This window comes from Bordetella trematum (genome assembly GCF_900078335.1).
GTDB classification, from domain to species: Bacteria; Pseudomonadota; Gammaproteobacteria; order Burkholderiales; family Burkholderiaceae_B; genus Bordetella; species Bordetella trematum.
The window spans coordinates 58,057-71,427 of sequence record NZ_FKBR01000006.1; the positions used below are offsets into that span (position 1 = coordinate 58,057).

Genomic DNA, 13,371 nt, shown 5'->3' on the forward strand with positions numbered 1-13,371 from the left:
CGTATCTGCCTTCATGTTTGTCGATTCACACTGTCATCTGAATTTCCCCGAACTGGCCGCCGACCTGCCCGGCATCCTGCAGCGCATGGAGGCCAACCAGGTCACGCATGCGCTGGTGGTCAGCGTCAATATGCCCGAATGGCCCGGCCTGATGGAGCTCGTGCGCCCGCATCAGAATCTGTGGGCCTCGGTCGGCGTGCATCCCGATTACGAAGACACGCCCGACCCCCAGCCCGAGGAGTTGCTGCGCCTGGCCCAGGACCCCAAGGTGGTCGCCATCGGCGAAACCGGCCTGGATTACTATCGCCTGAGCGAGCCGCTGGACTGGCAGCGTGAACGTTTCCGTCGCCATATCCGGGCTGCGCGTCAGGCAGGCCTGCCGCTCATCATCCATACGCGCAATTCCGCTGAAGACACCGTGCGCATCCTCAAGGAAGAGGGCGCCGAGGAAGTCGGCGGGGTGATGCACTGCTTCACCGAGACCTGGGAACTCGCTCAGGCCGCGATGGCGCTGAATTTCCATATTTCGCTCTCGGGCATCGTGACCTTCAAGAATGCGGCCGTGGTGCACGAGGTGGCGCGCAACATGCCGCTGGACCGGCTGCTGATCGAGACGGATTCTCCCTTCCTTGCGCCGGTGCCGTATCGCGGCAAACTCAACGACCCTGCCAAGGTCATCCATGTGGCCGAGAAGGTCGCTGACCTGAAGGGCCTGCCGGTGGCTCAGATCGCGCAGGCCTCGACCGAAAATTTCTTCCGGCTTTTCAGCAAGATCAGGCGTTGAGGCGGGTTTCTTCTTTGGTTTTTCTGTGCAGGAGATGGCGATGACGGGACGGACTTGGATCGCGGCAGTGGCGCTGGCGCTGCCGCTGGCGGCAGGCTGGGCGGCAGAGCCGCCGGCCAATTGGTGGTTCTACGTACACAACGACAAGGTGGCCGATCTGCAGACCCTGCTCAAGCAGGGGGCCGACCCCAATGTGCGTTTCAAGAATGGCCAGCCCGCCATCATGCGTGCGGTGGTCGACCAGGCCTGGAAGGTCTTCGATGCGCTGGCCGCCGACCCGCGAACCGATGTCAATGCGGTCAACCCGGCGGGCGAAACCCCGTTGATGTATCTGGCCGTGGCGGGCCAGACCGAGCGGGCCCGGAAACTGATTGCGCGTGGCGCCGAGGTCAACCGTTTGGGTTGGACGCCGCTGCACTATGCTGCCTCCAAGGGGCACGTCGATACGGCCAAGCTGCTGATGTCCAAGGGGGCCCTGATCAATGCGCCCTCCTCGGAGGGGCGCACGCCTCTCATGATGGCCGCCTTGTCCGGCAATCGCGAGATGGTCCAGCTTCTGCTGGACGCCGGCGCGGACCCGACCACCCAGGATCTCAAGGGGCAGACGGCGGCGGACTGGGCGCTGACCGGTAAGTGGGGAGGGCTTTCCAAGGCGCTGGCCGAAGTGTCCGAGAGCACCTGGCGCCAGCGCGAGGCGGCGCGCGGCGGGGCCGCCTTGCCGGCGGCGGCAAGCCCGGCGACGGCCGCGCCTTCGTCCGAAACCGCCCCGAAGGCGGCGGCGCAGACGGACACCCCCGCCGCCGGCTCGGTGCAAGGGGTTTCCGGTCTGAAGTTAGGCACGTATGATTGAGCCTGACGGGCGTCCCTGACGCCCACGCCTGCATCTGCCGCCCCGGCCATGAGCCGGGGCTTTTCATTCAGCCCGAAGGTTGTCCTTTCCTGGGGAGGGAGGGACAATCTTTTTTATTCTGTCCCCATTATATTTTTTAAATATTCTCTCGGGGACAAATAGAACTCGTAGGTAGAATTATCGTCAACCAAAGCCAGGAGAAGTCCTTTATGTCCAACGTTCCCGTCCACCCTTTGCCGTCCTATCTCGACTCCGAGCACCTGGGGCCGTGGGGGGTCTACCTGCAGCAGGTCGATCGCGTCACGCCTTACCTCGGTTCGCTGTCGCGCTGGGTCGAAACCCTCAAGCGCCCCAAGCGCACGCTGGTGGTGGATGTGCCCATCCAGCTGGATAACGGCACGATCGCCCACTTCGAGGGCTATCGCGTGCAGCACAACACTTCGCGCGGCCCCGGCAAGGGCGGCGTGCGCTTTCACCAGGATGTCACGCTGTCCGAAGTGATGGCGTTGGCCGCCTGGATGTCGGTCAAGAACGCGGCAGTCAACCTGCCCTATGGCGGCGCCAAGGGCGGGGTGCGCCTGGATCCGCGCAATTACTCACAGGCCGAGCTGGAGCGTGTCACGCGTCGCTACACTTCCGAGATCGGCATCATCATCGGGCCGACCAAGGACATCCCGGCGCCTGACGTCAATACCAACGCCCAGACCATGGCCTGGATGATGGACACCTACTCGATGAACGAGGGCGCCACCGCCACCGGCGTGGTGACGGGCAAGCCCATCGCGCTGGGCGGCAGCCTGGGCCGCGTCGAGGCGACCGGGCGCGGCGTGTTCGTGGTGGCCTGCGAGGCCGCGCGCGATCGCAACATCGATCTTGCCGGCGCCAAGGTCATCGTGCAGGGTTTCGGCAACGTCGGCGGCACCGCCGGACGCTTGTTCCATGAGGCGGGCTCCAAGGTCATCGCCGTGCAGGACCACACCGGCACCATTCACAACGCCAATGGCCTGGATGTCCACAAGCTGCTGGCCCACGTGGCCAACAAGGGCGGCGTGGCCGGCTTCTCAGGCGGCGAGACCATGGACAACGCCGAGTTCTGGGGCCTGGAAACCGATTTCCTGATCCCGGCCGCGCTGGAGTCGCAGATCCATGCCGGCAACGCCGACAAGATCCGCGCCAAGATCGTGGTCGAGGGCGCCAACGGCCCGACTACCCCCGAGGCCGATGACATCCTGGGCGACAAGGGCATCTACGTCGTGCCCGACGTGCTGTCCAACGCAGGCGGCGTGACCGTTTCGTATTTCGAGTGGGTGCAGGACTTCTCCAGCTTCTTCTGGAGCGAAGAAGAGATCAACCAGCGTCTGGAGCGCATCATGCGCGACGCCTACACGGCAATTGCCCAGATGGCGCGCGAGCACAAGGTGACGCTGCGCACGGCGGCCTTCATCGTGGCCTGCACGCGGATTCTGCAATCGCGTCAGGTGCGCGGCCTGTATCCGTGACCGGCGCCTGAACGCCAGCGCCAGGCGCGGCCCGCAAGGGTCTGCGCCAGCATGACATCCCGCCGACCGGGCCCAGGCCTGGTCGGCGGGTTTTTTTGTTTTACGCTGATCCCAGCACCGAAATTCGCTGGACTGCGACAAGGCTAAATACCGCTGTTTTATCAAAAACTTAGCCTAGTTCAATATATGCCGGTGCTTTCCTGGGCTTGATCCGGCTTCCGGGCAGCCGTCCTGGCAAGAATCGAACTCGCCAAGTCTGCCGCGGGGGAGGCTTCATCAAGGGCAGGCTGGCAGGGCGCCTTCATGGTATGTGTGCCGGCCACTATCGCCGCGAACGCGCGCGGCCCCGGGCCGGTGCCGTTCCGTGACGAGGGCAATGAGAGGGCACCGACCTCGCCCTGTCTTGGTGTCGGCCCTCACGATTCTGTTCGTTACGCTCGTCGGGTAATTTGTCTCATACATGAGAATGCGTCTTGATCGTATTTATTATGGGGCGCATTGTCCTTCCTGAACACTGCTGAGCGGTCGCTACGCAGTCAAGGCTGGATGGATGACGATCATGGCTATATCGAAACTTCCCGGCGGAGGGCGTATCGCTCTGCCATTGCAGGCCATGCTGGCCGCGCATCTGGCGGGTGCCGCCCAAGCGGCAAGCGCACCGGCGCCCGCCACGCTGCCCCCGGTCGTGGTCACGGGCTCCTTGCCGGAAGGTCTGCAGAACTACCGGGTCGAGGCCAGCGAGACCGCCACGCTTACGGATACCCCGCTGCGTGACATCCCCCAGACGATCAACGTCATCGGCCGCGAGGAGATCCGCGACCGGCAGGCGCGCGAGGTCGGTCAGGTGCTCGAGGGCGTGCCCAACGTGGTCAAGGCCGGCAGCTCGGCCAATCGCAGCGAGAACTTCATTCTGCGCGGCTTTCGCGCCGTCGGCTATGCGGTGGACGGCATGCCGCTGAACGCGGTGGCCGATCGTCCCGAGGTCATGCTCGATCTGGCTGGCGTGCAAGCGGTGGAGGTGCTCAAGGGGCCGGCATCGGTGCTTTATGGCGCAGCCGAGCCGGGCGGCATCATCAACATCGTGACGCGGCCGGCCCAAGCCGAGCCCGGCTTCGAGGGTTCGCTGAGCTACGGAGGCTTCGGCGCCCGGCGCGCTGAAGCCTCCGCGACGGGGGCGCTTACTGCTGATGGCCGCCTGCGGGCGCGCCTGACGGGCGCGGCCCAGAAGGAGGACGGCTGGGTCCCGGGGCGGCCAGGCAGCGAACGGCGGTACGTCGGCGGCACCCTGGCCTGGGATCCTTCCGTGGACACCCGGCTGAGGTTCACCCTCGAGCACACCGCCAGCGAGCAGCCGTTTGATCGAGGTCTGGTGATCGTGCCCGGCACCGGCGAGGTGCTGCGGCCTTACGACAGCTGGCTGGCCGAGCCCTGGTCCCGGGTCGCGGGCAGGAAGACGCGCGCGCTGCTCAGGGTCGAGAACACGGTGTCCGATGCGCTGACGTTGCGCGCCAGCATCGGTGTGGATGCTGGCCGCGTGCGCGACACCGGCATCGACTTCCAGGGCTTTCGCAGCGACGGCCGCACGTTGCGCCGCCGCTATAGCGATCGCAGTGAAGACACCGATACGCGCGATGTCCGCCTGGAGGCGCTCTGGCACTTTGAGACCGGCCGCGTGGAACATCGACTGCTCACGGGCATACAGCAGGTACGCTCGCGCATGCTGTTTGAGCGCGCGCGGGCGAACATTGCCGACATCGACATCCACGATCCGGTCCAGGGCGCGCCGCGCCGGCCGGCGAAGATCAACAGTAGCTACGATGAGCGGGTTCACACCCGCGCGGCCTACGCGCAGGATCAGATCGCGTTGTCCGAGCGCTGGAAGGCGCTGGCCGGCGTGCGATGGGACGAGTACCGCTCGCGGCGCGACGCCACGGTGGGCGACAGCGTCGACCCGCGAACCGATCACGCCCTGACCGGCCGGCTGGGGCTGGTGTGGCAGCCGCGCACGGATCTGGCCCTGTACGGCAGCGGGTCGCAGAGCTTCCGGCCGCAGAGGGGATACGACCGCAGCGGAGCATCGCTGGCGCCGGAAAAGGGCACGCAATATGAGCTGGGCGTCCGGTGGGACGTGATCCCGGATCGTCTGAGCGCCAATCTCGCGGTTTTTCAGATCACCAAGAAGAACGTCGCCGTGAGCGATCCGGCCGATCCGGGCGCGGATTATCGCCTGCTGACGGGCGAGCAGCGCTCGCGCGGGGCAGAACTGGATCTGGCGGGAGAGATCCTGCCCGGCTGGAAGGTGCATCTGGGCGTGGGCTATGTCGATGCGACCGTCACCCGGGACACCACGGGACTTGCCGGCAACCGGCTGGCCGGGGTGCCGTCGGTCAGCGCCTGGTTCTGGAGCACCTACACCGTGCGCACCGGCGCAGCGCGCGGCCTGAGCTTGGGCGGCGGCATCACGCACGTCGGCTCCCGCCAGGGCGATCTGGGCAACACGTTCAAGGTGGCGGCCTACCAGCGTGTCGATGCCATGGTCCGTTATGCCCTGGGGCATGGCGTGGAAGTTTCGCTGGCTGTCAAAAACGTCTTCGACAAGGCCTACATCGTCTCCACGCAGAGCGCCCGCGAAGTCCTCGCCGGGGCGCCGCGCTCGGTGCAGCTTTCGCTGAGCTGGACTTACTGACACCATGATCCATGCGCGCAAGCTTCGCCAGCCCTGGTCCGGGGGGACGGGCCTGCGCCTGGCCGTGGGTCTGCTCGCGCTGCCCGGCGCCTCGTCAGCGAGCGAGCAGCGCACCGTGGTGGACCATGCCGGCTAGCCGTTTACCACCCACAACCCGGGCGCGCGGAGAAACCTCGGTTGCGGCCGCAGAGCAACTGACGCGTGTTACCCCGGGTATTTCTCGTCGGGCCGCAGGGTCAGCACGCGCACCCCGTCCCGGGTGACGGCCACGGTGTGCTCGAACTGGGCCGAGAGTTGGCCGTCGCGGGTCACGACGGTCCAGCCGTCGTCCTCGGTGTCGACGGCGCGTGCGCCCTGGTTGAGCATGGGTTCGATGGTGAAGACCATGCCTTCGCGCAGGGTCAGGCCGGTATGCGGGCGGCCCCAATGGAGAATCTGGGGTTCTTCGTGCATCTCGCGGCCGATGCCGTGGCCGCAATATTCCCTGACGACGCTATAGCCATGGCGGCGGGCATGCTGCTCAATGGCGTGGCCGATATCGCCCAGCCGGGCGCCGGGTCGCACGGCGCGAATGCCTTGCCACATGGCCTCATAGCTTGCCTGCACCAGCCGCCTGGCCGGCGCGGACACCTGGCCGACCAGATAGGTCGTGCTGGAGTCGGCGATGTAGCCGTTTTTCTCGAGCGTGATGTCGAAGTTGACGATGTCGCCGCTGGACAGGATGTCGGCGGCCGAAGGCATGCCATGGCAGACAACCTGGTTGGGCGAGGCGTTCAGGGTGTAGGCGTAGCCATATTGCCCCTTGCTGGCCGGCCGCGCCCGGCAGGTGTTGATGATGAGGTCTTCGGCCAGGTCGTTGACCTGCATGGTGGACATGCCGGCCAGTTCCAGCTGGTCGATCTGGTGGAATACCTGTGCCAGCAGGCGGCCGGATTCGGCCAGCAGGGCGATTTCTTCCGGGCGTTTGATCATGCGGACAGGCTTGCCGGGGAGGGCACGGCGACGCCGGCGGCGCGCAGTTCCCGGGTGACGATGTCATTGAAGCTGAGGGTCGGCTGCATTTCGCACAGCATGCCGATGCGAATCCAGAAAGCCGCCTGGGCGTTGATCGAGCGGCAGGACACGCTGCTGGCCTTGCGCAGCTGGTCGTGCAGTTCGTCGTCGATGTTCACGATGCCCATGAGGAATCCTGGTCAGGGAATATACGTTTCATATATTGATCATATATTCCCTGAGGGGCCTGGGCAAGCTCCGGCGCTTCAGGCCTTGGGCAAGGTGGCCTGCATGGAGGGGCGCTCGTTGAAAACGGCGAACCAGGCGGCCGCTTGCGGATGGGCGCTGCGCCAGTCGTAATCCGGGAAGCGGAAATCGAGGTAGCCCAGGGCGCAGCCGAGCGTGATGGTGCCGATGTCCACGCGTTCGCCCAGTGTGTCGCTGCGGGCTTCGAGGACCTGCAGGCAGCTGGCGATCTTATCCATCTGGCCGCGCGTCCAGTCGGCCCAACGCAGCGCTTCGGGGCGCATCATCGCCTCGTAGCGGGCCAGCAGCGCCGCGTCGAGCAGGCCGTCGCCCAGGGATTGTTCGGTCAGGACCTGCCAGCGCTGCTTGCTGCCGCGCGCGAACAGCGCGCCTTGCGCCAGGGTGTCCAGGTACTCGCAGATGACGCGGCTGTCGTACAGGATCTGCGCGTCGTCGGTGATGAAGGTCGGGACCTTGCCCAGCGGGTTGCTGGCCACCACGGAGGCATCACGCTTGACAGGGTTGGCGGCGCTGGGCAGTTTTTCGATTCGCCCGGCCAGGCCCAGTTCGTGCGCCGTGACCATGCATTTGCGCACGTAGGGCGAGGCCGGGGAAAAATAGATCTTCATGCGTGAACTCCAGGTGTCCAGGCCAGATGGCATGCTGCCTGCCGGCCGGAAGTGAGGGGGAGCATCGGGCGCGGGCCCGCTGCCGGATAAGCGCCGCCCTGGGCGGACTGTCTATCATTGCCGCCTATGGCCTGGTCTGCAAGAGCCGGGGAAGCCGCAAGGCGCCCACGGCGCCGGGCCTGTGGCCGGCCATTGGGGGCAAGGCAGGCGGGCGCAAGAAGAGGATTGCGCATGAGATAAGTATCTGCTAATGTGTCGTCATGGCAGAAAACGACATCTTCAAGGCCCTGGCCGATCCGACGCGGCGCCACATTTTCGAGAAGCTGGCCGACGGCGGCATGCATGCGAGCGCCTTGCGCGAAGGGATGGCGATCAGCCAGCCGGCAATGTCGCAACATCTCGGCGTGCTGCGCCAGGCCGGGCTGTTGCGCGAGACTCGCCAGGGCCGCTATGTGCATTATGAGGTTGACCCGCAGGGGCTGGCCCAGATCGCCCAGTGGCTGTCCCGCTACCGGCGCTATTGGCCGCAACGCGTGCAGGCGCTGCAGACTTTGCTCAAGGACATGGATCAATGACCGACCCCGTCGATACCGCCGATGAGGCGCTGGTGCTGGAGTTCGAGTTGCAGGCCGAGCCGCAGAAGGTGTGGCGCGCCATTCACCAGGACGCCTTGCGCGAGCAGTGGGTGCCGGCGCTTGCCGACGTCAGCCCGCTGTCGTCACGCGAGGGCGAAGAGGTGGTCTATCCCTGGCGCGACAGGGGGCAGCCCGAGGGGCAGGTGACATTCCGCGTGCGCGCGGCCGGCGAGGGCTGCAGCATTCTCACCATCGTGCACGTGCGCGGCTGCGCCAACGAGCCCTTGATGCGCCTGGCCGCCTGAGTCCGGCGCCGCCGGCGTTTTTTTCCCGATCGACAAAAAGGAGTTCGCCTCATGCGCGAATCGATGCAGCTCGTCCCTATGGTTATCGAAGCCTCCGGCCGGGGCGAGCGTTCGTTTGATATCTACTCGCGCCTGCTGCGCGAGCGCATCGTGTTTCTGAACGGCGAGGTCAACGACAACAGCGCGTCGCTGATCTGTTCCCAGTTGTTGTTCCTGGAGGCCGAGCATCCGGGCAAGCCCATCCATCTGTACATCAATTCGCCCGGCGGGGTGATCACCAGCGGGCTGGCGATCTACGACACCATGCAGTACATCGACGCGCCCGTGCATACCTTGTGCATGGGCACCGCGCGCTCGATGGGATCGTTTCTGCTGATGGCCGGCGAGCCGGGCCATCGATTGGCCCTGCCCAATGCCAGCCTGCACGTGCACCAGCCCCTGGGTGGGGTGCAGGGCCAAGCCAGCGATATCCTGATTCAGGCCGAAGCCATGCAGCGTACCAAGGCTCAGGTCATCCGCCTGTATGCGCAGCATTGCGGGCGCAGCGAGGCCGAGGTGGAGCAGACCCTGGACCGGGATCACTTCATGGATCCGCAGCAGGCGCTGGCCTGGGGGCTGATCGATCGCGTGGTCGAGCGCCGCCGGGCCGCCTGAGACGGCTCAACCCAGCGGACCGAGGTACTCGGGGCGGATCACGCCCTGCAATTGCGACCAGGGCAGCAGCAATTCCGGCTCGCCCTGCGAATAGGGCGCGATGGAATAGGCGTCGTACTTGACCACCAGCCCGTCGCGCGTGACGGCCACATTGTCGGTTTCCTGGAAGGGCCACATGCGGTTGTAGGTGGCGGGGTCGCGACGGGCATCTTCGTTGTCGGCCAGCCAGCGCTGGTGGGCCTCGCGCAGGACCTTGACGTAGGCATCGTGGCGGCCGGGAATCAGCAGGTCGTTCAGGCTTAGCAACTGGCCCTTGGGCTGGCTCCAGTTGAGGTAGACGGTGGCCGGAATGCCGTGCGCCGCGCCGGTGAAATACTGGCCGGTATGGAGCTCCACGGCGATGACGCCCTGGGCGACGTCCTTGACCGATGCCTTGAAGTGGGTCGTGTCGCGGCCCTGGGCATTGCGCCAGAAGTACTGCGTGAATTCCGACAGGGTCTCGTACTGGCCACGCAGGTTCTGATCCAGGCCGGTCAGGCTGGCGAGCGTGTGGTCCACCGCCTCTGTGAGGCGCGGAATGTCCGGGAAGGCCACGCTGTTGATCTCGATGGTGGGGCACTCGCCCTGGCAGCCGGGCTTGACGCCCTGCCACTGGATGGCCTGGGTCCGGACATCCTTGATCTGGGTGGACTGGGCGTTGCCGGGAGCCTGTGCGCCCTCGGCCAGGGTGATGTTGGAGGGGGGCGTGCTGGAGCAGGCCGCCAGCAGGCCGAGGCCGGCCAGCAGCGTGGCGCGCAGGGAGCAACGAAGCGTCGAAACAGGCATGAGGGGAATCTCCGGTATCGGTGGTTGCGGTGCGGGCCTCAGGGTACCAGCGCCTGCCATTCGGGCGTGCCGAAACGTTCGGCGACCTGCGCCCGGGCCTTGTCCACGGTGGCCGGGGCCAACGCGACCGGCTCCAGGGGCGCCATGGCGGAAAAAGTCTGGATCATGCGCTGAATCACGGTCTCGCGCGGCAGACCGGTCTGGCTGCGCAGCGGATCGACACGTTTTTTGGCGCTGGTGGTGCCCTTGTCGGACAGTTTCTCGCGGCCGATACGCAGCACCTGGACCATCTTGTCGGCGTCGATGTCATAAGCCATGGTGACATGGTGCAGCACGGCCTTGCTGCGGCGCGCCTGGGCGGCGCCGCCGATCTTGCCGGCGTCGGAGGCGATGTCGTTGAGCGGCTGATACCAGGCCTTGACGCCCAGCTCGTTGAGCGCCTTGAGCACCCACGAGTCCAGGAAGGCGTATGACTCGGCAAAGCTCATGCCGGCCACGAACGCTTCGGGCACGGACAGCGAGTAGGTGATGGTGTTGCCCGGCTCGATGAACATGGCGCCGCCGCCACTGACGCGGCGCACGACCTTTACGCCATGGCGGCGGGCGCCTTCGGGGTCAACCTCGTTGCGCAGCGACTGAAAGCGGCCGATCACGACCGCAGGCGCGGCCCATTCCCAGATGCGCAAGGTCGGTGGGCGCAGTCCGGCGCCGACTTCATCCGTGATCACGGCGTCCAGCGCCATGTGGAGCAAGGGCTCCTGGGGGCCGTCATGCAGCAGCTGCCAGTTGTAGTGGTTCCAGTCCAGGCTCATGCCAGGGCCCTCCGCAGCACCACGGCGATGGCCTCGGGCGAGAAACCGAACATTTCGGTGCCCGGGGGCAGGGCCTGCGCCACGGCCTGGCTCAGCCGGGCTTCGTCGGCATCGGCCGGCAGCCCGGTGAGGGCCTGGTTGATGGCGTCCAGCGCCTCGGGCGGTTCGAGAAAGAAGTCACCGCTGATGCGGACATCGGCCAGCCGGCCGTCGGCAAGCGACAGGTCGGCCACCACCAGCTTGCCGCCGGGGACTTTGTATTCGCCATGCATGGGGCGTACTCCGAGAGTCAAACGAGCTCGATCTTCATGCCTTCATGGGTGGCATGAAAACCCAGCGCGGAATAGAAACGTTGCGCGTCGGCGCGCTTCTTGTCGGTGGTCAGTTGCACCAGCGCGCAGCCGCGCTGGCGGCATTGTTCGATGGCCCATTCGAAGAAAAGTTTGCCGGTACCGTGGCCGCGTTCGGCGGCGGCGACCCGCACGCTTTCGATCTGGCCGCGCCAGGCGCCCAGGCGCGACAGGCCGGGAATGAAGCTCAATTGCAGGCAGCCGACGATGCGGTCTTCGCGCTCGGCCACGGCCAGCAATTGATTGGGGTCGCGATCGATGGCCCCAAAGGCCGCCAGGTAGGCCGGATTGGGCGGCGAACGGGAGTCCTCGCGGGTGCTGCCCAGCACGTCATCGGCCAGCAGGGCCACCAGGGCCGGGAGATCCTCGGCGCAGGCGCGCCGGAATTGCAGCTCGGCTGCCATGGTTCAATCTCCGGCGGCGGCCAGGGCCGCAGCGATTTCGGGGGCCAGTTTTTCGGGGGATTCGGTCGGGGCATGGCGGGCGAGGACCTGGCCGTCGCGGCCGATCAGGAACTTGGTGAAGTTCCATTTGATGCCCTCGGTGCCGAGCACGCCGGGCTTTTGCGATTTGAGCCAGCGGTACAGCGGGTGGGCATCGGCGCCGTTGACATCGATCTTGGCAAACAGGGGGAAGGTCACGCCATACTGGGTGTCGCAGAAGCGCCGGATTTCCTCCGCATCGCCGGGCTCCTGGCGGCCGAACTGGTTGCAGGGAAACCCGAGGACGGCGAAGCCCTGATCGCGAAACTGCTGGTAGAGGGCTTCGAGGCCCGAGTACTGCGGCGTGAAGCCGCATTGCGAGGCGACGTTGACCACCAGCACGACCTGACCGCGCCAGTTGGACAGCGGCGTCGGGTTGCCGTCCAGAGACTGGGCTTCGAAATCGTAGAGTGTGGTCATGGCGCTGCCTCTGTGTGATCCTGACCGTTTCGGCCGACCCTGAAAGTGTAGCGCGCGATGCCGCTTTCAGATCAACTTGAGATCCAGCGGCTTGACGGCCGGGAAGATCCGCGCGAGGCGTTTCTCATCCAGGCCGTACAGCCGCGAGAACAGGCCGGCAAAAATCGCGCGGTACTCGCTCAGGACCGGATAGTCTCGTTGCTGGAACAGGGTCTGGGGGCTGAGGACGATCTGCTCGCCCGCCAGACGTCCGCCGCGCACCTGCCCGCCCATGACCCAGTAGACCGTGCCGTGGCCGTGGTCGGTGCCGCGGGTGCCGTTCTCGGCGAAGGTGCGGCCGAACTCGCTGACCACCACGACCGTGGTGTTGCGCCAGGCCGGGCCCATGGCCTGCGCGTAGGCGTCAAGCGCCTGGCCCAGTTGCCGCAGCTTGTTCGCCAACGACCCCTGGCCGGCCCCCTGACCGACGTGCGTGTCCCAGCCCCCGACGTCGACGAAGCCCAGGTTGTAGCGGTCCTGCATGAAGGAAGCGATGCGGCGCGCCTGGCCGGCCAGCCTTTCCACGCTGACGGCTTTGCCGTTGGCCTGCATCTGTTCGGCGTTGTCCGCTTCCAGCTGCTGGGCGGTGCGTTTGAGATCCATGCCTTCCTGCACCCTGTCCTGCAGATCGGTGCCCTGATACATCCGGGCGATCACGGCCTCGTGGGAGTCGCTCAGTCGCGACTTGGCGCTGCCGCTGGCCAGTGCGATGTTGGGCACGCTTGCCCGACCCTGGAAGATGGCCGGCACGTCGGTGGTGAACGCCACCGCCGGCATGCCCATCTCCTGGGCCAGGCGATTCAGAAACCCGCTGCGGTCCTGGCCGCCTGCCTCTTTGGCGCCTTGTCCGCGCTCGATGCGATTCTGGGTTTCGAAGTGGCTGCGCGAGACGTCATCGGTGCCGGCAAAGGGGATGAAGGCCAGTTCTCCGCGCTGGTAATACGGCAGCAGGGAGTCGGCCAGAGCGGGATGCAGCCCCCAGCCGTCGGCCAGCGGCCGGGCCGCGTGCGGCCCGGCTCCCGGCCGGGCGATGGCGATGGTGGGACGCCGCTCATAGTAGAAATCGGTCTCCAGCGGAACCAGGAGGCTGGCCGCGTCATAGGCGCCGCGCATGAAAACGACCAGCAGCTTCTGGTCGGTGCCTGGCGCGGCCATCAGGCGTGGAACGCCCAGCGTCAGAGGCAGGCTGGCACAGAAGGAGAGAAAGTGTCGGCGTTGCATA

Annotated in this window: 16 protein-coding genes; 7 read left to right on the forward strand and 9 right to left on the reverse strand. The window is 66.1% G+C overall.

Features of this window, described 5'->3' with window-relative positions:
* Positions 1-13 precede the first annotated feature (13 nt).
* The 4 genes from A7V84_RS00925 to A7V84_RS00940 all read left to right on the forward strand — a co-directional run bounded on the left by A7V84_RS00925 (position 14) and on the right by A7V84_RS00940 (position 5,819).
* Complete coding sequence (locus A7V84_RS00925) at positions 14-784, forward strand: TatD family hydrolase (protein ID WP_025516002.1); 771 nt, start codon at positions 14-16, stop codon at positions 782-784.
* A 34-nt stretch (positions 785-818) separates the two neighbouring features.
* Positions 819-1,634: an ankyrin repeat domain-containing protein gene (locus tag A7V84_RS00930; RefSeq protein ID WP_063492305.1), complete on the forward strand. Its 816-nt coding sequence runs from the start codon at positions 819-821 to the stop codon at positions 1,632-1,634.
* A gap of 209 nt (positions 1,635-1,843) precedes the next feature.
* Positions 1,844-3,133: a Glu/Leu/Phe/Val family dehydrogenase gene (locus A7V84_RS00935; RefSeq protein ID WP_025516005.1), complete on the forward strand. Its 1,290-nt coding sequence runs from the start codon at positions 1,844-1,846 to the stop codon at positions 3,131-3,133.
* 559 nt (positions 3,134-3,692) lie between these two features.
* Positions 3,693-5,819 carry a TonB-dependent siderophore receptor gene (locus tag A7V84_RS00940; RefSeq protein WP_157988190.1) on the forward strand — a complete coding sequence of 709 codons (2,127 nt, stop codon included), beginning with the start codon at positions 3,693-3,695 and terminating at the stop codon, positions 5,817-5,819.
* A 204-nt stretch (positions 5,820-6,023) separates the two neighbouring features.
* Here the strand turns inward: A7V84_RS00940 and map are convergent, their stop codons facing one another.
* The 3 genes from map to A7V84_RS00955 form a co-directional block, all read right to left on the reverse strand.
* Entirely contained in the window at positions 6,024-6,791 is a 768-nt protein-coding gene (gene map / locus A7V84_RS00945; protein WP_025516008.1) for a type I methionyl aminopeptidase, read from the reverse strand.
* Complete coding sequence (locus A7V84_RS00950; RefSeq protein WP_025516009.1) at positions 6,788-7,000, reverse strand: ParD-like family protein; 213 nt, start codon at positions 6,998-7,000, stop codon at positions 6,788-6,790. The genes map and A7V84_RS00950 overlap by 4 nt, the downstream gene beginning before the upstream one ends.
* Before the next feature lie 78 nt (positions 7,001-7,078).
* The gene (locus A7V84_RS00955) at positions 7,079-7,687 is read right to left on the reverse strand and encodes a glutathione S-transferase (protein ID WP_025516011.1); all 609 of its coding nucleotides are present in this window, start codon (positions 7,685-7,687) and stop codon (positions 7,079-7,081) included.
* A gap of 260 nt (positions 7,688-7,947) precedes the next feature.
* Between A7V84_RS00955 and A7V84_RS00960 the strand changes: the two genes are divergently transcribed.
* Genes A7V84_RS00960 through A7V84_RS00970 form a run of 3 tightly spaced genes read left to right on the forward strand, consistent with a single transcriptional unit; the run spans position 7,948 to position 9,221 of the window.
* Positions 7,948-8,262, forward strand: coding sequence for an ArsR/SmtB family transcription factor (locus tag A7V84_RS00960; RefSeq protein WP_025516013.1), 315 nt, complete (start codon positions 7,948-7,950; stop codon positions 8,260-8,262).
* Positions 8,259-8,567 carry a hypothetical protein gene (locus A7V84_RS00965; protein WP_025516015.1) on the forward strand — a complete coding sequence of 103 codons (309 nt, stop codon included), beginning with the start codon at positions 8,259-8,261 and terminating at the stop codon, positions 8,565-8,567. The genes A7V84_RS00960 and A7V84_RS00965 overlap by 4 nt, the downstream gene beginning before the upstream one ends.
* Positions 8,568-8,618: 51 nt before the next feature.
* Positions 8,619-9,221: an ATP-dependent Clp protease proteolytic subunit gene (locus tag A7V84_RS00970; RefSeq protein WP_025516016.1), complete on the forward strand. Its 603-nt coding sequence runs from the start codon at positions 8,619-8,621 to the stop codon at positions 9,219-9,221.
* A gap of 6 nt (positions 9,222-9,227) precedes the next feature.
* Here A7V84_RS00970 and A7V84_RS00975 read toward each other — a convergent pair whose 3' ends face one another.
* The 6 genes from A7V84_RS00975 to A7V84_RS01000 form a co-directional block, all read right to left on the reverse strand.
* Complete coding sequence (locus A7V84_RS00975) at positions 9,228-10,046, reverse strand: RsiV family protein (protein WP_115638878.1); 819 nt, start codon at positions 10,044-10,046, stop codon at positions 9,228-9,230.
* A gap of 38 nt (positions 10,047-10,084) precedes the next feature.
* Complete coding sequence (locus A7V84_RS00980; RefSeq protein ID WP_063492303.1) at positions 10,085-10,858, reverse strand: lipoate--protein ligase family protein; 774 nt, start codon at positions 10,856-10,858, stop codon at positions 10,085-10,087.
* Positions 10,855-11,130, reverse strand: a complete 276-nt coding sequence (locus A7V84_RS00985) for a biotin--protein ligase (RefSeq protein ID WP_025516021.1) — start codon at positions 11,128-11,130, stop codon at positions 10,855-10,857. Before A7V84_RS00985 ends, A7V84_RS00980 begins: the two co-directional genes overlap by 4 nt.
* Positions 11,131-11,147: 17 nt before the next feature.
* Positions 11,148-11,612, reverse strand: a complete 465-nt coding sequence (locus A7V84_RS00990) for a GNAT family N-acetyltransferase (RefSeq protein WP_025516023.1) — start codon at positions 11,610-11,612, stop codon at positions 11,148-11,150.
* 3 nt (positions 11,613-11,615) lie between these two features.
* Positions 11,616-12,110: a glutathione peroxidase gene (locus A7V84_RS00995; protein WP_063492302.1), complete on the reverse strand. Its 495-nt coding sequence runs from the start codon at positions 12,108-12,110 to the stop codon at positions 11,616-11,618.
* A gap of 66 nt (positions 12,111-12,176) precedes the next feature.
* Entirely contained in the window at positions 12,177-13,370 is a 1,194-nt protein-coding gene (locus A7V84_RS01000; RefSeq protein ID WP_063492301.1) for a DUF1501 domain-containing protein, read from the reverse strand.
* Position 13,371: the final 1 nt, after the last annotated feature.

What these genes read in the sequence shown, in the direction of transcription:
- A7V84_RS00925 (WP_025516002.1), top strand. Translation starts at nt 14, where the DNA reads ATGTTTGTCGATTCACACTGTCATCTGAATTTCCCCGAACTGGCCGCC.
- A7V84_RS00930 (WP_063492305.1), top strand. Translation starts at nt 819, where the DNA reads ATGGCGATGACGGGACGGACTTGGATCGCGGCAGTGGCGCTGGCGCTG.
- A7V84_RS00935 (WP_025516005.1), top strand. Translation starts at nt 1,844, where the DNA reads ATGTCCAACGTTCCCGTCCACCCTTTGCCGTCCTATCTCGACTCCGAG.
- A7V84_RS00940 (WP_157988190.1), top strand. Translation starts at nt 3,693, where the DNA reads ATGGCTATATCGAAACTTCCCGGCGGAGGGCGTATCGCTCTGCCATTG.
- map (WP_025516008.1), bottom strand. Translation starts at nt 6,791, where the DNA reads ATGATCAAACGCCCGGAAGAAATCGCCCTGCTGGCCGAATCCGGCCGC.
- A7V84_RS00950 (WP_025516009.1), bottom strand. Translation starts at nt 7,000, where the DNA reads ATGGGCATCGTGAACATCGACGACGAACTGCACGACCAGCTGCGCAAG.
- A7V84_RS00955 (WP_025516011.1), bottom strand. Translation starts at nt 7,687, where the DNA reads ATGAAGATCTATTTTTCCCCGGCCTCGCCCTACGTGCGCAAATGCATG.
- A7V84_RS00960 (WP_025516013.1), top strand. Translation starts at nt 7,948, where the DNA reads ATGGCAGAAAACGACATCTTCAAGGCCCTGGCCGATCCGACGCGGCGC.
- A7V84_RS00965 (WP_025516015.1), top strand. Translation starts at nt 8,259, where the DNA reads ATGACCGACCCCGTCGATACCGCCGATGAGGCGCTGGTGCTGGAGTTC.
- A7V84_RS00970 (WP_025516016.1), top strand. Translation starts at nt 8,619, where the DNA reads ATGCGCGAATCGATGCAGCTCGTCCCTATGGTTATCGAAGCCTCCGGC.
- A7V84_RS00975 (WP_115638878.1), bottom strand. Translation starts at nt 10,046, where the DNA reads ATGCCTGTTTCGACGCTTCGTTGCTCCCTGCGCGCCACGCTGCTGGCC.
- A7V84_RS00980 (WP_063492303.1), bottom strand. Translation starts at nt 10,858, where the DNA reads ATGAGCCTGGACTGGAACCACTACAACTGGCAGCTGCTGCATGACGGC.
- A7V84_RS00985 (WP_025516021.1), bottom strand. Translation starts at nt 11,130, where the DNA reads ATGCATGGCGAATACAAAGTCCCCGGCGGCAAGCTGGTGGTGGCCGAC.
- A7V84_RS00990 (WP_025516023.1), bottom strand. Translation starts at nt 11,612, where the DNA reads ATGGCAGCCGAGCTGCAATTCCGGCGCGCCTGCGCCGAGGATCTCCCG.
- A7V84_RS00995 (WP_063492302.1), bottom strand. Translation starts at nt 12,110, where the DNA reads ATGACCACACTCTACGATTTCGAAGCCCAGTCTCTGGACGGCAACCCG.
- A7V84_RS01000 (WP_063492301.1), bottom strand. Translation starts at nt 13,370, where the DNA reads ATGCAACGCCGACACTTTCTCTCCTTCTGTGCCAGCCTGCCTCTGACG.